At 66.5% G+C, this 23,491-nt stretch carries 18 protein-coding genes and 1 tRNA gene; 14 read left to right on the top strand and 5 right to left on the bottom strand.

The features are described from left to right. Positions 1–91: 91 nt before the first annotated feature. Positions 92–1,729, bottom strand: coding sequence for a long-chain fatty acid--CoA ligase (locus ACFYTQ_RS35965; protein WP_387370597.1), 1,638 nt, complete (start codon positions 1,727–1,729; stop codon positions 92–94). Positions 1,730–2,082: 353 nt separating this feature from the next. Between ACFYTQ_RS35965 and ACFYTQ_RS35970 the strand changes: the two genes are divergently transcribed. From ACFYTQ_RS35970 to ACFYTQ_RS35980, 3 genes are all read left to right on the top strand, one after another. Further along, positions 2,083–3,222, top strand: coding sequence for an acyl-CoA dehydrogenase family protein (locus ACFYTQ_RS35970; RefSeq protein WP_387370599.1), 1,140 nt, complete (start codon positions 2,083–2,085; stop codon positions 3,220–3,222). A 75-nt stretch (positions 3,223–3,297) separates the two neighbouring features. Further along, the gene (locus ACFYTQ_RS35975; RefSeq protein WP_387370601.1) at positions 3,298–4,764 is read left to right on the top strand and encodes a flavin-containing monooxygenase; all 1,467 of its coding nucleotides are present in this window, start codon (positions 3,298–3,300) and stop codon (positions 4,762–4,764) included. A gap of 67 nt (positions 4,765–4,831) precedes the next feature. Continuing rightward, positions 4,832–4,904, top strand: a tRNA-Arg gene (locus ACFYTQ_RS35980). A 978-nt stretch (positions 4,905–5,882) separates the two neighbouring features. Here ACFYTQ_RS35980 and ACFYTQ_RS35985 read toward each other — a convergent pair. Together ACFYTQ_RS35985 and ACFYTQ_RS35990 are read right to left on the bottom strand one after the other, a co-directional pair. Further along, positions 5,883–6,599, bottom strand: coding sequence for a hypothetical protein (locus ACFYTQ_RS35985; RefSeq protein WP_387370603.1), 717 nt, complete (start codon positions 6,597–6,599; stop codon positions 5,883–5,885). 167 nt (positions 6,600–6,766) lie between these two features. Next, a complete protein-coding gene (locus ACFYTQ_RS35990) occupies positions 6,767–8,464 on the bottom strand; it encodes a zinc ribbon domain-containing protein (protein WP_387370605.1) in 1,698 nt (565 codons plus the stop codon). A 1,571-nt stretch (positions 8,465–10,035) separates the two neighbouring features. On the opposite strand from ACFYTQ_RS35990, the gene ACFYTQ_RS35995 reads away from it, so the two are divergent. The 3 genes from ACFYTQ_RS35995 (at position 10,036) to ACFYTQ_RS36005 (ending at position 12,572) form a co-directional block, all read left to right on the top strand. Continuing rightward, positions 10,036–10,569 (top strand): MauE/DoxX family redox-associated membrane protein, encoded by a 534-nt coding sequence (locus ACFYTQ_RS35995; protein WP_387370607.1) that lies wholly within the window; start codon positions 10,036–10,038, stop codon positions 10,567–10,569. Between the two features lie 16 nt (positions 10,570–10,585). Then, positions 10,586–10,780, top strand: a complete 195-nt coding sequence (locus ACFYTQ_RS36000; protein WP_387370609.1) for a hypothetical protein — start codon at positions 10,586–10,588, stop codon at positions 10,778–10,780. Positions 10,781–10,922: 142 nt separating this feature from the next. Next, a complete protein-coding gene (locus ACFYTQ_RS36005) occupies positions 10,923–12,572 on the top strand; it encodes a glycosyltransferase (RefSeq protein WP_387370611.1) in 1,650 nt (549 codons plus the stop codon). A 57-nt stretch (positions 12,573–12,629) separates the two neighbouring features. Here ACFYTQ_RS36005 and ACFYTQ_RS36010 read toward each other — a convergent pair whose 3' ends face one another. Then, the gene (locus ACFYTQ_RS36010) at positions 12,630–14,297 is read right to left on the bottom strand and encodes a cutinase family protein (RefSeq protein ID WP_387370613.1); all 1,668 of its coding nucleotides are present in this window, start codon (positions 14,295–14,297) and stop codon (positions 12,630–12,632) included. A gap of 298 nt (positions 14,298–14,595) precedes the next feature. Here ACFYTQ_RS36010 and ACFYTQ_RS36015 point away from each other — a divergent pair, with 298 nt between their 5' ends. The 5 genes from ACFYTQ_RS36015 (at position 14,596) to ACFYTQ_RS36035 (ending at position 18,017) form a co-directional block, all read left to right on the top strand. Continuing rightward, the gene (locus tag ACFYTQ_RS36015; protein ID WP_387370615.1) at positions 14,596–15,252 is read left to right on the top strand and encodes a hypothetical protein; all 657 of its coding nucleotides are present in this window, start codon (positions 14,596–14,598) and stop codon (positions 15,250–15,252) included. A gap of 2 nt (positions 15,253–15,254) precedes the next feature. Beyond that, positions 15,255–15,611 (top strand): hypothetical protein, encoded by a 357-nt coding sequence (locus ACFYTQ_RS36020; protein WP_387370617.1) that lies wholly within the window; start codon positions 15,255–15,257, stop codon positions 15,609–15,611. Positions 15,612–15,677: 66 nt separating this feature from the next. Continuing rightward, positions 15,678–16,259 carry a vancomycin high temperature exclusion protein gene (locus ACFYTQ_RS36025; RefSeq protein WP_387370619.1) on the top strand — a complete coding sequence of 194 codons (582 nt, stop codon included), beginning with the start codon at positions 15,678–15,680 and terminating at the stop codon, positions 16,257–16,259. 55 nt (positions 16,260–16,314) lie between these two features. After that, positions 16,315–17,259 carry an ATP-binding cassette domain-containing protein gene (locus ACFYTQ_RS36030; protein ID WP_387370621.1) on the top strand — a complete coding sequence of 315 codons (945 nt, stop codon included), beginning with the start codon at positions 16,315–16,317 and terminating at the stop codon, positions 17,257–17,259. Then, positions 17,256–18,017: an ABC transporter permease gene (locus ACFYTQ_RS36035; RefSeq protein ID WP_387370623.1), complete on the top strand. Its 762-nt coding sequence runs from the start codon at positions 17,256–17,258 to the stop codon at positions 18,015–18,017. Before ACFYTQ_RS36030 ends, ACFYTQ_RS36035 begins: the two co-directional genes overlap by 4 nt. Here the strand turns inward: ACFYTQ_RS36035 and ACFYTQ_RS36040 are convergent. Continuing rightward, a complete protein-coding gene (locus ACFYTQ_RS36040; RefSeq protein ID WP_387370625.1) occupies positions 18,001–21,135 on the bottom strand; it encodes a BTAD domain-containing putative transcriptional regulator in 3,135 nt (1,044 codons plus the stop codon). The two genes, ACFYTQ_RS36035 and ACFYTQ_RS36040, sit on opposite strands and share 17 nt — an antisense overlap. 257 nt (positions 21,136–21,392) lie before the next feature. On the opposite strand from ACFYTQ_RS36040, the gene ACFYTQ_RS36045 reads away from it, so the two are divergent. From ACFYTQ_RS36045 to ACFYTQ_RS36055, 3 genes are read left to right on the top strand one after another with little or no spacing between them, the layout of a single operon-like run. Beyond that, positions 21,393–22,028 carry a DUF4097 family beta strand repeat-containing protein gene (locus ACFYTQ_RS36045; protein WP_387370627.1) on the top strand — a complete coding sequence of 212 codons (636 nt, stop codon included), beginning with the start codon at positions 21,393–21,395 and terminating at the stop codon, positions 22,026–22,028. A gap of 10 nt (positions 22,029–22,038) precedes the next feature. Continuing rightward, complete coding sequence (locus ACFYTQ_RS36050; protein WP_387370629.1) at positions 22,039–22,233, top strand: ferredoxin; 195 nt, start codon at positions 22,039–22,041, stop codon at positions 22,231–22,233. A gap of 17 nt (positions 22,234–22,250) precedes the next feature. Next, positions 22,251–23,468 carry a cytochrome P450 gene (locus ACFYTQ_RS36055; protein ID WP_387370631.1) on the top strand — a complete coding sequence of 406 codons (1,218 nt, stop codon included), beginning with the start codon at positions 22,251–22,253 and terminating at the stop codon, positions 23,466–23,468. Positions 23,469–23,491: the final 23 nt, after the last annotated feature.

Consider the following 23,491-nt stretch of genomic DNA (forward strand, 5'->3'; position numbering starts at 1 on the left):
GGCTCCACACCTACAATCACCACCGCGGCCACACCGCCCTCGGCGGACAACCACCCGCCAGCCGCGTTCCCAACCTCTCAGGTCAGTACAGCTAGGTCAGCGTGGTCACCTTCAGTTCGCCGTTCCCGTAGCTCGCCCGTAGCCGCTTCTTGTCGAACTTGCCGACGCTGGTCTTGGGGATCTCGTCGATGAACGTCCAGTGTTCGGGCAGCTGCCATTTGGCGAACTTGTCGGCCAGGAACTCGCGCAGTTCGTGTGGTTCGGCCGTGGCGCCCTCCTTGAGGACGATGGCGACCAGCGGGCGCTCGTCCCACTTCTCGTCCGGCACGCCGATGACCGACGCCTCGGCCACGGCCGGGTGGCCCATGACGGCGTTCTCCAGATCCACCGACGAGATCCATTCGCCGCCCGACTTGATCACGTCCTTGGACCGGTCGACCAGGGTGAGGAAGCCGTTGGGGCTGATCTTGCCGACGTCGCCGGTGCGCAGCCAGCCGTCGTCGAACTTCGCCGGATCGACCACCGGGCCGTCGGGCGAGTAGTAGGACCCGGTGATCCACGGCCCGCGCACCTCGAGCTCGCCGAGCGACTCGCCGTCGTTGGGGACCACGCTGCCGTCGTCGGCGACCAGCCGCGCCTGCACGGACGCGGGGAAGCGCCCCTGGCTGACGCGGTACTCCCACTCCTCGTCGCCCTCGGCGTCCCGGGGCGGATGCGCGACGCTGCCCAGCGGGGAGGTCTCGGTCATGCCCCAGGCGTGCAGCAGGCGCACCCCGTGCTTCTGCTCGAAGGCCCGCATCATCGCCGGGGGCAGCGCCGACCCGCCGACCACCACGGTCCGCAGATGCGAGATGTCCTGCGGATTGGCCTCGAGCCCGGCCAGCACGCCGCCCCAGATGGTCGGCACCGCAGCGGCGAAGGTCGGCTTCACCTGCGCCATCATCTGCAACAGCGGGCCCGGCTGGAGGAAGCGGTCGGGCATCAGCACATGCGCGCCCGACATCATCGCGGCGTAGGGCAGACCCCAGGCGTTGGCGTGGAACAGCGGGACGATGGCCAGCACGGTGTCGCGCTCGCTGAAGCCCATCCCGCTCGGCGAGATCACCTGCATGGCGTGCAGCCAGTTCGAACGATGGGAGTAGACAACGCCTTTCGGGTCGCCGGTGGTGCCGGAGGTGTAGCACATCCCCGCCGGGGCGTGCTCGTCGATCACCGGGAAGTCGTACTCGGCGGGCTGGGCCGCGAGCAGTTCGTCGTAGGCGTGCACGGTCACCCCCTCGGGCGCCTGCAAAGCGGCGGCGTCGCCGTTGACCACGATCACGTGGCGCACGGTTTTCATACTGGGCAGGTACTGCCCGAACAGCGGCAGCAGCGAGCCGTCGACCAGGACCACCTGATCCTCGGCGTGGTTGGCCACGTAGACCAGTTGCTCGGGGAACAACCGGATGTTGAGCGCGTGCAGCACCGCGCCCATCGCGGGCACGGCCGCGTAGACGACCATGTGCTCGTTGTTGTTCCACATGAAGGTGCCGACCCGGTCACCCTCGCCGATTCCCAGACCCCGCAGCGCGTGTGCCAGCCGGGCCGATTGCTCGCCCAGTTCCCGATAGGTCATGGTGCGCAGCCCGTCGCCCGTCCACGTCGAGACGGTGCTGTCGCCCTGGAATGTCGCCGCATACCGGAGCAGCGTCGCCAACGACAGCTGCTCGTCCTGCATCGTGCTCCACATGTGTACCGCTACTCCTTAACCGGTGAACTGAGTCACACATGCGCGAGGATAGCGGAATCCGTTACCGCTGGTGGCACGTACCAAGGGGATGGCCGATCGCACGCGACGAGCCGCTGCTCGCCGCGTGCGATCGCCTCCGTCCCGGGGCGCCACCCGCCTGCGACGACACCCCCTGCGGCACCGCCGAAGGCCCCAAAAGCGCACCGGGACAGGCTTTTTCGAAAAATGGTTGGTGCGCAATACTAGTGGGTAACCGGAAGGGTTGTCCACCCGGCGGCGAACACCGGTGTTCGCCGCCGATTAGCCACGAGCGCCGCCTAGAGTGCGAGAGGGAATCTCGTGGAAGGACCGCCATGCCCGTCGAACGCCTGCTGCCCACCCCCGAAGCCCGCGATCTGCTGGACCTGACCCGCGAGATCGCCGACAAGGTGCTCGAACCGTATGCCGCCGAGTACGAGCGCGCCGAGCGCTACCCGGCCGAGGCGTTCCGGGCGCTCGGCGCGGCGGGTCTGCTGAGCCTGCCGTACCCGGAGGAGTTCGGCGGCGGCGATCAGCCCTACGAGGTGTATCTCCAGGTGCTCGAGGAGCTGGCCGCGCGCTGGGCGGCGGTCGCGGTGGCGGTCAGCGTGCACAGCCTGTCGTGTCATCCGCTGTTCGTGTTCGGTTCCGACGAGCAGAAGCGGCGCTGGCTGCCGGACATGCTGGGCGGCGGCACGATCGGCGCGTACAGCCTGTCCGAACCGCACGCCGGTTCGGACGCCGCCGCGCTGCGCTGCCGGGCCGTGGCCGCCGACGGCGGGTACCGCGTCACCGGCTCCAAGGCATGGATCACCAACGGCGGCAAGGCCGATTACTACACGCTGTTCGCCCGCACCGGCGAGGGCTCGCGCGGGGTGTCGTGCCTGCTCGTGCCCGCCGACACCGAGGGCCTGTCGTTCGGCAAGCCGGAGGAGAAGATGGGCCTGCGCGCGGTGCCGACCACGACCGCCGCCTACGACGACGCCTTCGTCCCCGGCGACCGCCTCATCGGCGAAGCGGGACAAGGGCTTTCGATCGCCTTCAGCGCCCTGGACTCCGGCCGCCTCGGCATCGCGGCCATCGCGACCGGCCTGGCCCAGCGCGCCCTCGACGACGCCGTCGCCTACGCCCGCGAGCGCGAGGCGTTCGGCAAGCACATCATCGACCATCAGGGCCTGGGTTTCGTGCTGGCCGATATGGCCGCGGCCGTGGACTCCGCGCGCGCGACCTACCTCGACGCCGCCCGCCGCCGCGACGCCGGACTGCCCTATTCGCGGCAGGCCAGCGTCGCCAAACTCGTCGCCACCGACGCCGCCATGAAGGTCACCACCGATGCGGTGCAGGTCTTCGGCGGATACGGCTATACCCAGGACTTCCCCGTCGAGCGGTACATGCGCGAGGCCAAGGTCATGCAGATCTTCGAGGGCACCAACCAGATTCAGCGCCTGGTGATCGCGCGCGGGCTCGCGGGCTGAAAATTGGCCGGAAATATCGATCGAATGTCCGCTGTTCCCTTCGTCCGCCGAGGTGAGCGACCTACTCTTTCCGGTATGAGTGAGTCACCGTCCATTCTGATCATCGGCGCCGGATTCGCGGGCCTCGGCCTGGCGCTGGAGTTGCGCCGCGCCGGGATCGAGAGCTTCACGATTCTGGAGAAGGCCGACGATCTGGGCGGGGTGTGGCGGGAGAACACCTACCCCGGCGCGGCGTGCGACGTGCCCTCACCGCTGTACTCGTGGTCGTTCGCGCCGAAATCCGATTGGCCCCGGCGCTTTTCGCAGCAGCGGGATATTCATTCCTATATGCGCGGCGTCGCGGAGAGGTACCGACTGCCGGAGAAGATCCGCTTCGGCACCGAGGTCACCGACGCGGAGTTCGACGAGCGACGCGGGGTGTGGCAGGTGCGCACGGGCGACGGCACGGTACTGACGGCCGACGTCCTCGTCTCCGCGGTCGGCCAGCTGTCGCGCCCGGCGCTGCCGAACATTCCGGGATTGGACACCTTCGCCGGGGAGTCGTTCCACTCGGCGGAGTGGAATCATGATGTCGATCTGACCGGGAAGCGGGTGGCGTGCATCGGCACGGGAGCCAGTGCGATCCAATACATTCCGGAGATTCAGCCCGTCGTCGGACATCTGACGCTGTTCCAGCGCTCGGCGGCATGGGTGCTGCCGAAGTGGGACACGGTGTACAGCCCCCTGCATCACGCGCTGTTCAAGTACTTTCCGCCGTCACGGTTGGCCGAACGGTTCCTGATCTGGTCGACGTTCGAATTCCTGGCATTGGCGCTGACGGATGTGCCGGTCATCAAGTACCCGGTCATCGCACTGGCCGACCGGCACCGCGCGAAGCAGGTCCCCGATGAGACGTTGCGCCGCAAGCTGACTCCCGACTACGCGGCGGGCTGCAAGCGCGGGCTGTTCTCCAACGACTACTTCCCCGCCCTGGCCCAGCCGAATGTCACGGTGGAGACGACGGCCATCACCGAGGTGACTCCCCGCGGCATCCGCACCGCCGACGGCGTCGAACACGAGGCCGACGTCATCATCTTCGGCACGGGCTTCAAGGGCACGGAGTTCCTGGCCCCCATGAACATCTACGGCTCCGGCGGCCGCAAACTCTCCGACGAGTGGTCCCCCGAGGGCGCCCGCGCCTACCTGGGCATATCCGTCCCCGGCTTCCCCAACCTGTTCCTCATGTACGGCCCGAATACCAACGTCGGCGCTGGTTCCATCATCTACATGCTCGAATCCCAGGCCCGCTACATCCGCCAGGCCGTCCGCCACCTCGGTTCCGATGGCCGCCCGCTCTCCGCCCGCCCCGAGGTGGAACAGTCCTGGGACGACTGGCTCCAGCACCGCCTGAAGAACACCCCCTGGAACTTCTGCTCCAGCTGGTACCGCAACGCCTCGGGCCGCATCACCAACAACTGGCCGGGCGCAACGGTCCTCTTCCGTTGGAAGACAAGACGTTTCGCCCCCTCCGACTACGAGTCCCCCGCATCGCCCCCAGCCTGACCCACCCACCCCACCCCTACGATGCAACCGATCGACTCGCCAACAGGTAAACTCCGGCGAAGGCCCAGCCTCCGTAGCTCAGGGGATAGAGCAACCCTCTCCTAAAGGGTAGGTCGCAGGTTCGATTCCTGCCGGGGGCACTTCCTGCACACATGCTTGCGCAGTTCCGTGAGCTCAACGGATACTCGCCCCCCTCTGGGAATCCCGAACGTCCAGGTCAGACTGTCGTCCCAATACGACTCCTCAGAGACACACAAACAAGGGGAACCAGACCCGCAACTCGTCAAAATTCAGGACCCACCAACTTCGGAGCAACCCGCCTGCCACTTCCACAGGGCGGCGATCGCTTTCGCCTGTACCGCAGCAAGACACCCGCTTTCCGCGCCGCCGACATACTGGACCTCATAGGACACGGTAAGCTCGCCAACCACCACACCCGGCTCGACAGGGACCACGAGCTGACCATCGTCTAAACCGGCTGGCGTGTCGGCACCGCAGCGCACCCCGTCATGGATTGGGGTCCCGCACCCCGGCACGTCCGACGTGTGCACCACTATGCCGACGGGGTCACCCCCATTGATTGCTTTCATTCGCGAAATTCTCGACCAGATCCTCCCCCGCCACGCAGGACACCCTCTCTGACGCGCCGTTTGAAATCCACTCTGTGATGGGTCGACTGGTACAGCAATACCCGATCGCACTCTTGAGGCGGCTACCTCACCCAGCCGAGCACGAGATCACCTTTCTACCCCCAGAATTCGCCACGCCGACCAGCGCTGGTCCGCTTCTGAAGACGGGCTTCAATCCTCGACGATTCAAGGTCCGCGCGGATCAAATCAGCTTCCACAACCCAGCTACCTCGACCGCCCCTCCGATTTGGTCAGTCTGGCCCGGATTCTGGTACACGCCCGTTGGTTTTACGAACGGAGGGCGCCCCCTCCAGCGCTCGTCAAGTCATAGATCGTTAGAAATGTCACATAGCCGCAAATCGATGACCTGCGGCTCCGTGATGAAGTGGGACAAAGAGAAATACACGCCCCCGACTCCGGCGAGAATAAGGTAACGGTGAATCAACCCCTAACCCGCCCGAGCTTTCCCGCCCGTTTAATTATATCTTGTTACGAAGAAGTAGTTCTTTTTCCACCACGGCCAGTAATAGCTGGAAGCACTGAGCGGTATGCCATGTAGGCGGTAGATTTCAGGGCCGGTCCACCCGAGAACTTACTGCTGTCAATGTCCGTCTTAGAGCGAAATGCTTTCCATAGCCCTGAAAATTCGCCACGGTCGTCGGCCCATGTGCCAGAAAGCCTTCCCTCATCAATCCAACGCCCCAGCAGTACCTCGAATAGAGATTGGTTAAAAGATCTCAATGTGGCTGCGACAACCGAAATTATTTCATGGATAGCCGCCGGAGAGCCGAAGGAGATCCAACTGCCCGTCGGAACACCGAGTGACCCGGCATTTCGGGTGGAAACATACCCGCCGGCGTGCATAGCGCAATGACGAACATGACAGACCCGTTCGAATTCATCCAGCGCCACGCTCAGTGATCTATTCCCGGAAAGCTCCATGCCGGCAATTTTCTTGGCCCACTCTTTGATCGTATCTCTGCTAGAAAAGCTCTCCCGGTCCAGTAGTCCTCGCACCGCATCTTCCACAGAGCCAGAAAAAACGTATTCCATACGCGTTTCGAGTATTTTAACTCGATTGGCACAAATCTGGCATACGCCAACAACATCGGTAAGAATCGACCGAAAATAGTCCTCTGCAACTGCCACAGCAGACGAACAGAGAATCAGGCCGTGCTGCGGTTGCCAGACGCTGGCCGCTTGCACGGTAAGTTGCGTGACTACAAGCAACGATGAAAAGGCGTTATCCAACGCCGAAAAGCCGGCCGTGTCGGGCCTATTGGCACTGATGGCACTGCTGGCTAGCCTAGTAAGGGTCCCGGGACCCACGTTAGAAGCAGAAGCCATGCAAATTTGAGGCAGAGAATGCGGCATCAGAGTGTCACAAACTCGTCGGCGCTTGCTTTGATGCGCGCTGACCACGCCTTGCCAATGCTAGGAACTGACCTGAGTTGCGTACCCCCGTCGTCCAAGATAACGTCTTGAACTGTCCGGAGATTTGTCAGGGTTAGGATACGCTCCAATTTCAGGGGAGGTAGTCGGAGCCTCTCGATGCTGGATGCGAGCAATTCGAGATATACTGATTGCTCCGTAAGGGCAGTACCGCATCGGAAGCAGAAAACTGCATCTTCGCTTATTCTTGGGCTTTGACACTTGGGACAAGGCGAAAGGTTTAGGCGACAACGTTCTCTTTGGGACTGAGAAAAAATCCCTTTGGACTGCCGCCTGACGAAGTCATCAGCACTCTGTCGGGCAAGTGCAGTGTTGTAGTCATCCGCAGATGGTGTTCTAGGAAGACCGAGCGCGTTTTCTGATATCAACAGCGATGTGTGCAGTTGAACCTTCTCGTAACGATCGCTCCCTCGCGAAGAAGGGCCAATCCTGCGGACCACACCAGCGTACTCCATCAGGGAGAATACCTGATTTAGATCAGTATCCCATGGCTGAGCTACTGCCACGCCAATGTACTTTGCCTTATTCTCAGACCTATTACGATTCGTTACCCGGATCTCCGAGATCATCGCGGACTGAACTTCCAATCCCACGGAAACGAAGTTCTCATATCGAGGTAGCTTTCGAGAGACCTCCTCGAAGAGTGATCGCACTCGTTCAGCGTTTACATTTATAGCATCTCGCACCTGTCGCAACGTTGGGGCCGTAATTTTACTGCTCAACGTTTCGTCGTCGGCATCCCCCAAAGAATCAGAAAGGATGTTCAAAAAATTTCTCGGCAGTCCGAACGATGCATGTGCAGCCATATCAACGAGCTCTCGACGCACAGCGCCTTGGAGAGCCTGGGGGAAACGCGCTTCGAAAATTTGGCGCATGGATCTTAGATAATCTGCTGAGTCAGGCCTAATCCAGACCTCAATTTCTTCTGCCTCATGGCCTACGTTGAAAAACGGACTGTATGAGGTCACTCCCGGATAGATGGCCGCCTTGCATGCAACTGTACGCGACCGCAGAGCTCTAAAAACCTCGAAAAATTCACGCTGCTGCTGCTGCATGAATGCATGCGCAGCGTCGTCCATCAGGAGAATCGCGCGGGTACAGTTCAGCTGCGAGCACCAGTCTTCGATCATATGCAAAAGCTCTGTGGGCGCGATAGATGGCGGTACGTTTACCGGGTTATTGCCGACTGACGTTTGCAGCTCGTTAATGAACTTGCTACCAATTGATGACAACCGCAAAAGATCCTTTGGGCAATCCTCGGTCAGCGACTCAGCCAGCCCAACAATAATTTTGTAAATCAACCACTGCCTGAAATGCTCAAGAGCTCGCTCTGAACGGAGCATCAATGGCTCTAGCGCGAGATGCTGTGAATAATTGATGTAAGCAACAATAATTCCATCTTTGGCCTTCAATTTATAGTAAGCCCGCTTGAGGTAATTAGACTTACCGGACCCGCGAGGACCGTTCAGCAACTTTGGCCCTGGACCCATGAGCCTCCGAAGGATCGACTCATCACCGGGGAAGGCAGCGGTGAGCCGTTCCAGCTCCTCTTCTGTAAGATCCTCAGCCCGAAGAGTGTACAAGGCTTCAAGTTCCGCGTTTTGAAGGTTTCCAGGCACGAGCCAAGATTACCCCCGAGACTGACCGGCGCCTGCCAACCCTCGCATGGGGACGGTGCCAAGCTCCATGCACGAGCGGCGGCAGCATGCAACCATCGACTGGATCAGATCGGCTGCCGAGAAACGCGCGAACGTGAACGGAGTCCCTCGAAGTACTTAGCTCCCTAAACGGTAGGCCCTCCCACGTCACCAACACCCGTCCGTAGGCGTTTTCCTAGCTCGCTACGTCGGCGACCCTCGTCTCCTCCCACGTGTTCAAGATCGCCATATCGAGAAACTCGGTTCGGCAGCGAGTGCTGGCGTGCCCGAACGCCAGAGCGCGTGGACTTCCCTGTCCTGATGACCCGGTTCTCCAGCTAGGGAAGGTACAAGTGCCTGCTGCCATCGGGGCCCGAGCGACGCAGTGCACGTGCAGGATCCGGTCGTGGCCTGGAAGGCAAGGCGACCCCAGACCCGACCGCTGCGCTCGATGTGTATCGTTCGATAGAAACAGCAGGCGGTACCCAAGCCAGGGCTGGGGCCTAGCCTTCGACCGGTAGACCGCCTATGAACGGCCGTTTCCACTCGTCCAGGTTCTGCGTGTCCTGCCGGGGGTATCGAGGTATGACACTATCCTGGTCAGGAAGCTGAACGGTCATCAGATCAAGAACGCTTTCGACGTTCCCAGCAGATCGACGACGCAAAGAACTCCGATCCGAACCTCGACGCTGTCGTCATATGGTGGCTGCCCGACACCTACGACAGCCCTCATCGCCAACCACTTCGGCGACATATGGTTCAGCCTCTGGGAGCACAAGGGCGACGAACAACTCATCACCCCCGGCATGCCGGTAACCTGGGCCGTCAGCGACGGCGAACACGGACAGTACCGCAAGGCAAGCGAAGTCCGGCCGGTCCAACCGTAACAGCCGGACTCACTTTCGGACCGACAGCGATCAGGGCCGGTTCGGTTGTCCTACAACAAACTCCGCGACCTGTGCAAGAGTGGGTACCGGGCCTGACCCCAGCGGCGGGCCCGAGGGTCCGGCCTCGGTCACCTACCGAATCACGAGGATGGTTCGCTCGTGCCGCGCTACAGAAATCAGCAGACCACAATTCCTCAGCTTCCCAGGGACGGGGTAATCGGACCAAATCGAACAAGATCACCCCGAACTGATCCACTACACCAAAACGGCTCTCCGCAAGTTTCGAATCGCGCCCCGCCGCCAAATTCTCCACCAAACATTCCCACCCGCCGGTTTTGCCCCACAACGACCATTCCCAAATTCCCCCCCATCCGGAACCACCCCAGCTCCGAAGACTCAATGACACGGCCACCCCTCGGTGCCCGAGTCCACAAACTGCCGGTCCACAGACCAGGCAGTATTCCACCTACACGAGGAGAACCCATGCACAACGTGCAGTTTGTCGGTCTGGTCAGCGATCTGCTCGGTCCGGTGAAGAACCTCGTTTCCGGGCTGCTCGAGCTGCTTCTCTGAGCATCTATTTTTCGGACGACGATGTCGCGCACGGGGGCGGGCAGCCGCTGCCGTGTGCGGCGCGACGAATACCGAATTCCAGGGAGTAGGACAATGGTCGAATTGGTGGCGCGGCTGGTCGTGGGCGGGTATCTGATCGCCCGGTCGGTGGGTGTGTTGCGCTCGGTGTCGGTGTGGCGGCAGGTCTGGCTGGCGGTGGCGCAGCTCGTGCCCGCTCGGCTGGTCGGGCCGGTGGCGACGTTCGTGCCGATCGCCGAGTTGATCACCGGAATCACGGTGGTGCTGGGCGCGTTTCGTGTGGTCGCGGTGCCCGCGGCCGCCGCGCTGCTCGCCCTCTCCACCGCGGCGTTCGGCGTCGCGCACGCGCGCGGGCTCGTGCTCGCCGCGGGTCGGCTGTCGCGGCTGCGGCCGCTGACCTCTCGTTACGCCGTGCTGCGCAATGCGCTGTTCGTCGTCGCGCTGGTGGCGACGGTCGGGCGGGGTGGCGATTTCGCGACCCTGGCCCGGTTCGATTCGCTGACACAGGCGGTCACGGTGCTGGCCGTGCTGGGAGCCGTGAGCGTCCTGATCGTGATGTCCCGTCGCGCTCGGCGGGAACGGCTTCCGGCCGAACTCGTGAGCGCCTGAGCGAGAAGGAATGGCAATGCTCTCCCGACGCAATATGTTCCGATTCTCCGGTGCGGCCGCGGTCGCGGCGGTGGCGGTCGCCGTATTCCCGGAATTCGCCAATGCCGAACCGGCGCAAGAGCTGGTGTACCGCGAGACGGCGAAACCGTACGGAAAGGGTACGTATGCCTACAGAACCGGCACTGATCACAAACCGAAGAAGAAGCTCTGACCCACCGTGTGAACCCGCCGTCCGCCCGCGTCGCCGAGGCGCGGGCATCACCCTGATCGGCGATTTCACCCATACCGACGGCTACGCGCGCACACACGAATATCTGGCCCGGGGAATGCACCGGGCCGGTTTTCGTGTCGACGTGGCGCCGTTGCGCGCGGACGACCGCGACCATTCGGCCGAGTTCCGCCGGATGGTCGCGGCCTCCTCCGCCCGCGTCGACGGACCGGTCCTCTACAGCGGCTGTCCCGGCCGTCCCGAGGTCGACACCCTCCTCGGCACCGACCTGTTCATCCGGGCCACCTGCGACAGTTCCCGCATCCCGTCGCACTGGATCGCCCCGCTGAACCGGGCCCGCGCGATCATCGTCCCCAGCCCGTACGTGGCCGAGGTCTTCCGTTCCTGCGGCGTCACCCCGCCGATCCACATCGTGCCCAGCGGCGTCGACCCGCGGTTCTGCTCGCCCTGTGATCGCTCGGGCCGAAAGACGTTGACCACGTTGATGATCGGCATGATGGAGTCCCGCACCGACAACTACCGCCAGGGCATCGAGGCGTGGCAGGAGGCGTTCGACGACGATCCGGACGCCCGCCTGGTCGTCAAGTCCTGGCAGGGCTGGCCGGACTGCCACACCGCCGCCGACCCCCGCATCCACATCGAGACGCTGTCCGGTCCCGCTCGCACCTCCCCCAACTGGTACGACGAGGCCGACGTCCTGCTCGCGCTGGGAAACGAGGGCTGCGGCACCTCCGTGCTGGAGGGGATGGCGGCCGGACTCCCGGTGATCGCCCTGGCCGCCGAGGGGCAGGCCGACATCTGCCGCGCGGCCGCCGACGCGATCCTGCCGGTCCCGCCCGTCACCTGGCGGCCCTACGAACACCCCTACGGTGAGCCCGAGCACGGCGTCGTTGGGGTTCCGGAGGTCGACGACATCGCCGCGCGGCTCCGCTGGGTCGCCGACAATCGCCGCGCGGCAACCGAACTCGGTCGCAGGGCCGCGGCGTGGACGCGGCGGCATCGCGACATCTGGAACTGCGCACCCGAGGTTCTCACGGTGATCGCCGAACACACCCATCACAAGCGCTTCCCGTTCCGCGACCGCACCCTACCGCCCTCCGCGCCGCCACTCCTCACCAAAACCTCTCCGCGCCAGAAGGTTTCACAAGTCGGCGCTCCGCCGCTGTGGACCTACCGCCCATCCGAACCGACCCCGCTCGGCCTCGTCACCCTCTGGTCGCCGGATATCGACCATTGGGCCCGTCCCTACGCCGAGGACAAGCAAAACTATTGCGAGCGACACGGTTTCGCGTTCTACGGCTACACCGACGTCTTCACCACCGACCGCGCCCCGCACTGGTCCAAGATCCCGGCGGTCGAACGGCACCTGGGCGAGCACGACTGGCTCTACTGGATCGACGCCGACGCGGTCATCACGAATTTCGACTTCGATTTGCGCGCGTTGTGCGACGACGACTACGACCTGATCGTCACCCACGACGAACTCGGCTTGAACTCCGGCAGCTTCCTCATCCGCAACAACGACGTCACGGGCGAACTCCTGCGCCTGGCCTGGAAACAGGATGTGACCGCGCTGTTCTACGAGCGGACGGCCATGACCCGGGCCATCGCGCTGCTCCCCCGCCTGCGGGTGAAGGTGCTGGAGAAGCGCACGATGAACAGCTTCTGGAACGAACACCGCCCGGGCGACTTCATCATGCACGCCGCGGGCCAGCCCACCGACGTGAAGATCGCGCTGCTCAACGCCTTCCGCGATCACGCGCTGGGTCGCTGACCCGAAACGAAACAACCCGCCTCGGCCAGCGAGGCGGGTTGTTTTCGTGCACCGGCCCTACCGCCGGAACCAGCGGCCTTTCGTCCCGACCAGGAAGCGCTCGCGCGGCGCGAAGCACCACGCCCACATCCGGCTGAGCACCGCGACGGCGAGACAGCACAGCAGAACCCCCAGATACCCTGTCATGGAGTCGGTTTCGAGCGGACGCCGGGCACCGGTCCGTACCGGATCGCCGGTCACCGTTCCGATATCCGTGGCGGACACGTACTTCCGCTCGTCCACGGCCACCGGAAGGGGATCGGTAGCCGAATCATGCTGCGGCACCGCCGTTTTCGGCGGTGCGGGGGCGGCCAGCCGCGGACCCGACAGGTCGTGCGCGGCCGCCGTCAACCAGTCCGTCACGAACTGCGTCGCGGACCGCCCACCCGCGATCCCGAGCACATAGGACCCGTGCAGCCGCCCGGTATCCAGATAATGCGCCCAGATCGCCGGATCCGCGGTACCGGCCGTCTCGTCCAGCAGCTGCCCCACCGTATCGAACAGCTGCGTGAACAGGCGAAACGGCGGCCGGTCCGGCGCCGGCCGGTGCACGGCCGTGACGATCTTCTCCGCCAGCCGCCGCAACCCGTCGAGCGGATCGGCGGCCGCCAGCACATACGCGACCTCGTCCGGCTTCAACACCGCCCCGGTGAGCGCGACGACCGTGTTGAGCGCCCGGGTCGCCAGTTTCAACAGCGCGCCGCGCGCCTCCGCCTCCTTGGGCTCGGCGCGCGGATCCGACATCTCGGCGAGCCGCCGACTGAGCGGCTTCTGCGGCGAAAGCGCCAGCGTCCCCAGCGAATACCCGGTCAGATCGTGATCGGCGACCTGCACGGCCGTTTTGGCGGCGGTACTCGCCAACGCGTCCGCGATCGATGCGAGCGCCGCCAGCGGATCGGCCGGGTCGAGATCGGCCTGCCCCGCGATATTGACCGCCATCCGCAACATGGGCAGATCGGGCGGCGCGTCGCAGGCGAGATCCCCCGGCAGGCACATCGAGGCCACCCGGCCGTCGAGCGCGCCGAAATCCGCGACGATGTCCTGATCGGGCCCGATGCCGCCGCCCGGCAGCGCGGGTTGCGGAAACGCCTGCACCCGTTGCACTTCCGTCCCCGATGTGCCCGGCGCCGGGGCCGGGGCGTGCCGCGCGGGAGCGCCCGGGAACAGCGGCGCACCGGGTTGGCGGGTCGGATCGGCGATCAGGGCCACGGCCGCGACCCGGTCGGCCGGAATCCGCCCGCGTCCCCGGCCGATCTCCCGGGCGAAGATCGAAACCACATGCGCGCCTTGCGAATACCCGACCAACGCCAACTCGCTGTGCGGGCACTCGCTCGTCACCGCCGTCGCCATCTGTCGCAAGGCGTCCAGACCACCGGTCACCGACATCGAATAGGGCACCGGCCCGCCCGGCACCGCGCCGCCGAAGGCCGCCGCGTAGGGCACATAGGCGCGGCCGACCAGATCGCGCGCCGCGCTCACGACCGGTTCGAGCACGGTGCCCAGCATTCCGGAATCCGCGGCGACGGGTGCGTCGGGAGTCGACTGGCCGGTGCCCTGCACCGCGAGCACGTACAGCCCCGGACAGTTCTGGAGCGGAAGGGAGATCGGGGTGGGCTCGGCGCGTGCCAGGGTGGGCACGGCACCGAGAGAGACCGCCGCCAGCGCGACGGCAAATCCTTTACGCATTCTGCTCCGCCCCTGGGATGGATTCGGTCGCGAGATATTCGGAGCATTCCTCTGTCCCGGATGGAACGAATTCCGTCCGGTCGCGTTTGCTCGGGTTACGGAACCAGTATCGAAACGACCGAATCCAGTAACAATCCGACAAGTCGCCCGACAACGCTGAACAGCATTCGAATCTCCTCCTGCGCGAATTGGTCAGGGACGGAAATTTCCGGCCGATACTACATTCGAAGCCCGGCCGGGTTCCGGATGGGTGCTCGCGTGTCTGGCGGACCCGGCCACCGCTCGGTATGTTGCACCCATGTCGCGTCGACGTTGGGGCCGTTGGGTTCTCGGCCCGTGCGTCGTCGCGCTGACCGCCACCGGCTGTATCGGCGCGGTCGACCGGGCCGACTTCGAACAGGTGGTGCGGGCGCGCGGCGGGGGCCTGGTCGCCGCGCTCCCGGCCGGGGCGGTCACCGCGCTCGCCGACCGGCTCGGGGTCGCCGATCCGGAGGCCACCGTCATCCTGCTGACCGCGCCGGAGTCGGAGCGGTTCGAGATCGCCATGATCGACCAGCCCGCGCACGTCACCCGATTCCTCGGCGACGGTGCCGGACTCGCGAGCCGGAATGCGACGGCGCGCTTGCGGATTCGCGATCCGCGACGGCCCGACCAGCTCGACGACTACACCTACACGCTCGGCGCCCTCGGCGAGCCCACCCCCGTGCGCGTGTACGCGGGCGATCTGACCGACACGGCCTTCGCGATCGGGGAGGTGTCGGCGCTGACGCGACTCGAGGAACTCGTCGACACCTCCGTCACCCGCAGCGGTCTCGAGCGAGCGTCCGCATCGGCGGTACTCGTCCACCGATCCGGCGCGAACGTCCTCGTCACCGTGAACGTCACCGCGCCCCGCGGCGCGGCGATCGCCCAATTCGACGCCGCCGGAACCTTTCTCCGATCGCAACGGATCTAACCGTGCTGCCGAAACTCGCCGGACTGGTTTTCGGAATAGCGATGTTCACCCTCCTGCTGTCCGTGATCTGGCCCGCCGAAGCCGAATTCACCGCCCCCCTCTTCTGCTCACCCCCCTACCACGACCCCATGGTCGTCTCCGACACCTTCCACGACTCCGAAGGCACCTCCACCAATTTCACCCTCTACTGCGTCGGCCCCCGAGGCGAATTCACCGACGAGGGTTTCCTCCTCCCCTGGCTCACCCTCGTCGCCGCCCACACCACCGTCGCTGCCCTGATCGTTCTCCTCGTCACCGCCCTGCGCCGCCGCACCGACGAGGTCCCGCGAGACACCGGCCATATCGGCACCGAGCTATAGCCGACGCGGCTCGAAAGCCGATGCGCGCATTCGGGATCCGATCACCGACCTGGCAGAGTGAGGGCCGTGTGGGTTCGATGGATCATCGCGGCGGGTGCGCTCAGTGTGCTCGGCGCGCACGCCGGACTCCGAATGCTCTCGCGCGGAAGGCGTTTCACGGTAGCGACCGCGCCCCCGGCCCCTACCGTCATCGTGCCAGGGGCCAAGGTCGCGCCCGACGGATCACCCCTGCCATACCTCCGCGGCCGCCTGGACGCCGCGATCGACCTGGTGCGAACCGCGAAGGCCGACACAATCCTCATCTCCGGCGACGCCACAGGCGAATCCGGAAACGAGATCGCCGCCATGCACACCTACCTCCTCACCCACGGCATACCCCCCACCACAATCCAATCCGACGGCGAGGGCCTCACCACCCGAGCCACCTGCCAGCGAGCCAGACAACTCTTCGACATAACCGAAGCGATCATCGTCACCCAACCCCAACACCTTCCCCGAGCCATAGCCCTGGCCCGCCATGCAGGCATAGACGCCCACGGCGTAGCCGCCCCCTGTGACTGCCGCCGAAAAACCCTCATCCGCAACACCCTCCGCGAATGGCTGGCCGCCCCCAAAGCCATCCTGACCATGGCATACACCAGCCGCTGACCCCTATCAGCCCCGTATCAGCCCCCTGTCAGCCACCCAGCCGACAGTTCTTCCCATGACCACCCCAGCAATCGCAGCCGCCGCCCTGCGAAAGTCCTACGGCGACAAGAAGGTCCTCGACGGTATCGACCTGACCATCGAGGAAGGCCGGATCTTCTCCCTCCTCGGCCCCAACGGCGCGGGTAAGACCACCACCGTCAATGTCCTCACCACCCTGCTGAAGGCCGACAGCGGCACCGCCCGCGTGGCCGGCCACGACATCGCCGCCGAACCGGGAGCCGTGCGCGCCGCCATCGGCGTCACCGGCCAGTTCGCCGCCGTCGACGACCTGCTCACCGGCGCCGAGAACCTCCAGCTCATGGCCGATCTGCACCGCCTGAAGGGGAAGGCCGCCAAGCAGACCGTCGCCGAACTCCTGGACCGGTTCGAGCTCACCGAGGCCGCGGGTAAACGCGCCGCCACCTACTCCGGTGGCATGCGCCGCAAACTCGACCTGGCCATGACCCTGGTGACCAAGCCGCGGATCATCTTCCTGGACGAGCCGACCACCGGACTGGATCCGCGCAGCCGCCGCACCATGTGGGAGATCGTGCGGGAGTTGACCTCCGAGGGCGTGACGATCTTCCTCACCACCCAATATCTGGAGGAGGCCGATCAGCTCGCCGACCGGATCGCCGTGCTCGACCAGGGCCGCATCGTGGCCGAGGGCACCGCGGACGATCTCAAGCGCAGGGTGCCGGGCAGCCACATCCAGCTGCGGTTCGCCCAGGCGAGCGATCTGGAGGTCGCCGCCCGCGTCCTGCCGGACGCCACCCGCGACGACGAATCCCTGACCCTGCGCGTGCCCGGCAACGGCGGCACGAAAACCCTTCGGGCCCTGCTGGATCGACTCGCCGAGCACTCCCTCGAGGCCGACGAGGTCGCCATCCACACCCCCGATCTCGACGACGTCTTCCTCTCTCTGACCGGTCATGCCACCACGGAGGCCAACGCACAATGATCACCCTCACCGCACCCCTCGCCGATTCCTCGATCATGTTGCGCCGCAACTTCAAACACATCGCACGCAGCCCCGTCACCATCTTCAACGCCGCGCTCATGCCGGTGGTGATGATGCTGATCTTCGTGTACGTGTTCGGCAGCGCCTTCGACGTCGGCGGCGACTACATCGACTACGCCACACCGGGTTTGATCCTGCTGGCCATCAGTTACGGGCTGTCGGGCACCGCGGTCTCGGTGAGCGGCGATATGGCCAAGGGCATCATCAACCGCTTCAAGGTCATGGACGTCTCCCGCGGGGCCGTGCTGACCGGGCACGTGGTCGCCACCATCCTCACCAACGCGGTCGCCATCGCGGCCGTGCTGGCGGTGGCGTTCGCGCTCGGATTCCGTTCGCCCGCAACCGCTCTGGAATGGCTCGGCGCGATCGGCGTCATGGCCGCCACCTCGGTCGCCGCCTCCTGGCTCACCGTCGCGCTGGGCATGGCCGCCAAGACGCCGGAATCCGCGGGCATGTCCGTGGTGCCGCTGATCATGCTGCCCTTCGTGAGCAGCGCGATCGTGCCCGCCGAGAAGATGGGGCAGGGCGTGCGGCAGTTCGCGCAGTACCAGCCCTTCACGCCGATCATCGAGTCCCTGCGCGGCTTCCTCACCGGCCATCCCTCCGGCGGCTACACCGCCGCGGCGCTGGCCTGGTGCGCGGGCATCGGCATCATCGGATTCCTCTGGTCGCGAGCCACTTTCAGCAAGCGAGCGTAGCGGCGACCAGCTCCGCCGGACTCTCCTTCGCACCCGCCCTGGCCGCCTCGGTGAACGCCGCTTCACCGAGGCGGCTTCGTGCCGTCCGCTCGATGCGGCCCGCGTCGGGGATGAACCGTTCCGGCAGGCCGCGGGCCGTCTCGCTCGCGCCGAGCAGCCGCGCGGCCAGCTCGGGCCGGTCGAGGCGCAGCGCCAGATCCGCGACCCCGACCAGCACCTGCGCGACCAGCGGCCCGTACCCCGTTTCGTCGGCGGCCCGGAACGCCGCGGCCCGATGCTCGCGCGCCTCGGCCACGGTCTCGGCGAGATAGCCGAGCAGGGTATGTCGCACGGCAACGACGTACAGTTGCCGCGCGTCGTCGCCCAGCGCGGCGGTCGCGGCATCGAGTTGGCGACGCGCCTCCGCGGTGTCCCCGCGCCACCGGGCCCATTCGGCCTTCGTCAGCGCGAGTTCGGCCAGGGCGTTCGCCCACGCGGAGCGGCTCGCGAACCGATCCGCCTCGGCCATGGCCGCGGCGCTGGCCCGCTCGTCCCCCAGCAGCCAGTACAGCTGGGCCTGCCGCGCCCGCATCAGGAAGACGTCCTCGATCGCGCCGATCTCGGTGACGACCGCGACCGCCTGCTCCAGAGATGTTGCCGCCCTGGCGAATTCGCCGCGGGTGGCCATCCGGTTCGCCAGTTCGGTCAACGCGAACGAGATCCCCCAGCGTTCACCGACGGCCCGGAACTCCGCGAGCGCGGTCTCCAGATACTCGTCGGCCGCGCGCCCCTCGTGCCCGAGCGCGATGCGCGCCTTTCCCAATTGCAGCCGGGCCAGCGCGCGCACCCACGGATCGTCGTGGGCGAGCAGCGGCTCGAACGCGGTGAGGAACGCGTCTCCGCCCCGCAACATGCGTTCCATCGCGTCCACGAAACCCAGCAGCGGGTAGCCGCCGCGGGCGCGGCGACCGTATTCGTGCGCCTGGTGGATGCGATCGGCGATCTGGTGTTCGTCGTTCGGCCCGGAACTCAGGAAGTGCACGATCAGCCCGGCCACCCGCGCCCGGATATCGTCGTCCACCTCGCCCGCGAGATCCGCTGCGGCGGTGAGGAATTCCATGCCCTCGGCCTTGTGCCCGCTGAGCCACCAGTACCAGCCCGCGGCGGCCGCGAGCGCCATCGCCCCGGCCGCGTCCGCCGCCGCGAGCGCGCCCCGCATGGCGGCGGCGATATTGTCGTGCTCGGCCTCGAGGACGGCCAGCCACTCCAGCTGGTCGGCGCGGCGCAGATGCGGTTCGGCGGTCTCGGCGAGTTCGGCGAAGTACGAAAGATGCGCTCGCCGTGCGCTTTCCGCTTCCCCCGATTCGGTCAGCCGGTCCCGGGCGTACTGCGCGATGGTGCCGAGCATCCGGTAGCGCGGCTCGCTATCGCCGGTGGTGACCAGCAGCGACTTCTCCGTCAGCGCGGTCAGCAGCTCGAGCACCTCCCACGACTCGACCGCTTCGGTCGCGCAAACCTCTTCGGCCGCTTCGAGATTCGCGCCTCCCGCGAATACCGCGAGCCGTCGCAGCACGGTGCGCTCGGCGTCGCTGAGCAGTTCCCAGCTCCAGTCGACCACCGCGCGCAGCGTTCGATGTTGCGGTATGGCGGTGCGGCTGCCGCCGGTGAGCAGGCGGAAGCGGTCGTCGAGGCGATGGGCGAGCTGGTCGAGCGACATGGTGCGCAGCCGGGCCGCGGCCAGTTCGATGGCGAGCGGAATGCCGTCCAGCGCCCGGCAGATCCGGGCCATGGTGGTCAGGGTGGCGGCGTCGGCGCCGAGGTCCTGGCGCACCGCGCCCGCGCGGTCGCGCAACAGAGTGACGGCCGCGGCGGATTCGATCTCGTCGGGGGTGGCGTCGGGTGCGGGCAGCGTCAGCGGCTCGACCTGCCACAGCGCCTCGCCGGTGACGCCGAGCGGTTCGCGGCTCGTGGCGAGAATCCGCAGCCGCGGGCATTCGCCGAGCACGCGGTGCGCGAAGGTGGCCGCGGCCTCGATGACGTGCTCGCAATTGTCCAGCACCAGTAGGGTTTCCCGGTCCCGGATCGCGGCGACGAGGCGATCCATCGGCTCCGCGTCGGGCGCCCCGCCGAGCAGCGCGTCACGGAGTCCGAAGGCGGCCAAGGCAGCCTGCGCCACATCGCCGTCCGCGCCGACCGACGCCAACTCCACCAGCCAGGCCCCGTCGGGGAGATCGTCGAGGAGGGTGCGCGCGGTCTCCAGGGCCAGCCGGGTCTTGCCCGAGCCGCCGGGCCCGGTGAGGGTGGTGAGCCGATGCCGGGCGAGGAGTTCGCGCACGGCCGCGATATCGGCGTGTTTGCCGACGTAGCGGGTCAATTCGGCCCGGATGTTGGTGCGCCGGTCGTTCTCCTGCGCGCCGACCTCCCCGCGCAGCAGCGCGACGTGCAGATCCGACAGCTCCGGCGAGGGGTCCACGCCGAGGGTGTCGGCGAGCGCCTCGCGGGCGCGCTGATACACCAGCAGGGCCTCCGACCCCCGTCCCGCGGCGCCCAGCGCGCGCATGAGCGCGCCGATCAGCCGCTCCCGCACCGGGTTTCGGGCCACCAGTTCGGTCAGCTCGGCCACCAGTCCCGCCCCGCGCCCGAGCCGGATCTCCGCCTCGACCCGATCCTCCAGCGCCGCCAGGCGCAGACCCTCGAGCCGGGTGACGACGGCCTCGAACGCCTCGCTGTCGGGCACGTCGACGTCCTGCATCGGCGTGCCGCGCCACAGCTCGAGCGCCTCGCCCAGCACCTGGGCGCGGTGCTGGTCGCCACCCTCGCGCGCCTGCTCGAGCAGCCGCTCGAACCGCACCGCGTCCACATCCCGCGGCGACACCGCCAGCCGGTATCCGCCCGCCTGCCCGTCCAGCGTCCCGTCCGGCAGCACCCGGCGCAGCCGCGACACCAGCGCCTGCAACGCGTTCGCCGCGTCCGCGGGCGGCCGCTCACCCCAGATCCAGTCCACCAGAGCCGTTTTCGACACCACCCGCCCGGGTTCGAGCGCGAGGGCGACCAACAACGCCCGCAGCCGAGCCCCCGGAACCTCCACCGGCCCGTCGTCCGACCGGACCTCGAGCGGTCCCAGCATCCCGATCTGCACCGGACCATTCTGCCGAATGGGATGAACGGGGAGAGCGGGTGGCCGGACCCAGCACCGAACGGGACCACCAGGGAGAACGGGCGGCCGCCCTCGCTCCACCAAACGGGACCAACAGGGAAACGGGCGGCCGGACCCCTTCACCGAACGGGACCAGCAGGACGTCAGCTCCGCTGTCAGGGCGCTGTCAGGCCGGTATCAGCCGAGGGCTCGACAGTGGTCACAGATCGAACGAAACCCCAGCTCGAAAGGCGAATATCATGACCAGCTTCCAGACCCCTGCCCCGATCGCCGTCACCGTGGACGTGCTCTCCGCCGACGTCACCGTGATCGCCTCGGACCGCGCCGACACCGTCGTGGAGATCCGCCCCGCCGACGCCACCAAGAAGGGCGATGTGCGCGCCGCCGAGCAGACCACGGTCGAATTCGACGGCGACACCCTGACCGTCACGACGCCGCGGGACTGGCGGACCTACAGCCCGTTCGGCGGCAACCCCACCATCGCGGTGACCGTCGCGGTGCCCACCGGCTCCCGGCTCGCCGCCACCGCCGGGGTCGGCCGCCTGCTGGTCACGGGCGAGATCGGGCAGTGCGACCTGGAGATCGCCGCAGGCGACATCATCGTCGAACAGCCCGGGGACTCGGTGACCGCGAAGACCGCCAAGGGCGATATCCGCATCGGCGACGCGGTGCGCGGCGTGCTGCGCCTGGAGACGTCGGTGGGTGAGCTCGAGGTGGGCATCCGCCCCGGCAGCGCCGCGCGACTCGAGGTCAACGCGCTGAGCGGCACCGTACAGAACATGCTCGACCCGGTCGCCTCGAACGCGGAGACCGTGCGGGTGTACGCGCGAAACGCGTTGGGCAACATCGTGATTCGGCACGCGGCCACCGTCTGATCCGCGACCGATGAAGATCCGAGCGGACCGGGAGCGCTGCATCGGCGCCGGCATGTGCGTGCTCAGCGCTCCCGAACTCTTCGACCAGGACGACAACGACGGCCGGGTGCTGCTGCTGAACGCGGCACCCGCCCCGGACGGCGAGGCCGCCGCCCGCGAGGCCGTCCGCATGTGCCCCTCCGGCGCGCTCACCCTCACCCCCTGATCCGAAAGGACTTTCCCATGACCCGCACGGTCCCCGTACCCCACGGCCTCCCCATGCACCGCGACGCGGGGCCGTTCGATCCGCCCCGCGACCTCACCCGGCTGCGCGCCGCCCACCCGGTCAGCCCGATGCTGTTCCCCGACGGCCACGAGGGCTGGCTCGTCACCGGATACGACGCGGCCCGAAAGCTGTTGGCGGACACCAGGTTCAGCTCGCGCCAGGATCTCGGCATCGTGCACGTGCCGTTCGAGACGCCCGGGATGCCGGTGCCGACCGAGCCGTCGCCGACGATCCCGGGCCTGTTCATCGCCATGGATCCGCCCGAGCACACCCGCCTGCGGCGCAAGCTGATCGGCGCGTTCACCGTCAAGCGCATGCGACAGCTCGAGGACCACATCGTCGAGATCACCGAGGGGCGGCTCGACGAGATGGCCCGGCTCACCCCGCCGGTCGATCTGGTCACCGAGTTCGCGCTGCCGGTGCCCTCGCTGGTGATCTGCGAATTGCTCGGCGTGCCCTACGCGGATCGGGCGAATTTCCAGGTCAATTCGGCCAAGTTCCTGGTCCGGGACCAGTCGCTCGAGGAGAAGATGGGCGCCTACGGCGCGATGACCTCGTATCTGACCGACCTGGTCCTGAGCAAGCGCGCCGAACCCGGCGACGACCTCCTGTCCGACCTGGCCCGCGACTCCGACCTCGGCATCGACGAACTGGTGGGCATGGCGTTCCTGCTGCTGCTCGCGGGCCACGAGACCACCGCGAACATGTTGGCGCTGGGCACCTTCGCGCTGCTCGAGCATCCGGAGCAGGCGGATCTGCTGCGCGCCGACCCCGAGCTGCTGCCCGACGCCGTCGAGGAACTCATGCGGTACCTGTCGGTGGCCGACATCTTCTATCGCTACGCCACCGAGGACATCGAACTCGGCGGCGAGACCATCCCCGCGGGCTCGACCGTGGTCGTCTCGCTACTGGCCGCCAATCGCGACCCCGAACGGTTCGATAATCCGGACACCCTCGACATCCGCCGCAAGGCCCGCGGCCACCTGTCCTTCGGCCACGGCGTACATCAGTGCCTGGGTCAACAACTGGCCCGCATCGAGATGCGCGCCGGATTCGGCGCCCTGCTGCGCCGGTTCCCGGATCTCGCGCTCGCGGTGCCCGCCGACCAGGTGCCGCTGCGGACCGATATGAACATCTACGGGGTCCACGCCCTCCCGGTCACCTGGGGTTCTTGACCTTCACACCGTGACAAGGCGTT

It is taken from the genome of Nocardia sp. NPDC004068, from assembly GCF_042874315.1.
GTDB lineage: Bacteria > Actinomycetota > Actinomycetes > Mycobacteriales > Mycobacteriaceae > Nocardia.

Coding starts and splice junctions, on each gene's coding strand:
- ACFYTQ_RS35965 (WP_387370597.1), bottom strand. CDS start 1,729: ATGTGGAGCACGATGCAGGACGAGCAGCTGTCGTTGGCGACGCTGCTC.
- ACFYTQ_RS35970 (WP_387370599.1), top strand. CDS start 2,083: ATGCCCGTCGAACGCCTGCTGCCCACCCCCGAAGCCCGCGATCTGCTG.
- ACFYTQ_RS35975 (WP_387370601.1), top strand. CDS start 3,298: ATGAGTGAGTCACCGTCCATTCTGATCATCGGCGCCGGATTCGCGGGC.
- ACFYTQ_RS35995 (WP_387370607.1), top strand. CDS start 10,036: ATGGTCGAATTGGTGGCGCGGCTGGTCGTGGGCGGGTATCTGATCGCC.
- ACFYTQ_RS36000 (WP_387370609.1), top strand. CDS start 10,586: ATGCTCTCCCGACGCAATATGTTCCGATTCTCCGGTGCGGCCGCGGTC.
- ACFYTQ_RS36010 (WP_387370613.1), bottom strand. CDS start 14,297: ATGCGTAAAGGATTTGCCGTCGCGCTGGCGGCGGTCTCTCTCGGTGCC.
- ACFYTQ_RS36015 (WP_387370615.1), top strand. CDS start 14,596: ATGTCGCGTCGACGTTGGGGCCGTTGGGTTCTCGGCCCGTGCGTCGTC.
- ACFYTQ_RS36030 (WP_387370621.1), top strand. CDS start 16,315: ATGACCACCCCAGCAATCGCAGCCGCCGCCCTGCGAAAGTCCTACGGC.
- ACFYTQ_RS36035 (WP_387370623.1), top strand. CDS start 17,256: ATGATCACCCTCACCGCACCCCTCGCCGATTCCTCGATCATGTTGCGC.
- ACFYTQ_RS36045 (WP_387370627.1), top strand. CDS start 21,393: ATGACCAGCTTCCAGACCCCTGCCCCGATCGCCGTCACCGTGGACGTG.
- ACFYTQ_RS36050 (WP_387370629.1), top strand. CDS start 22,039: ATGAAGATCCGAGCGGACCGGGAGCGCTGCATCGGCGCCGGCATGTGC.
- ACFYTQ_RS36055 (WP_387370631.1), top strand. CDS start 22,251: ATGACCCGCACGGTCCCCGTACCCCACGGCCTCCCCATGCACCGCGAC.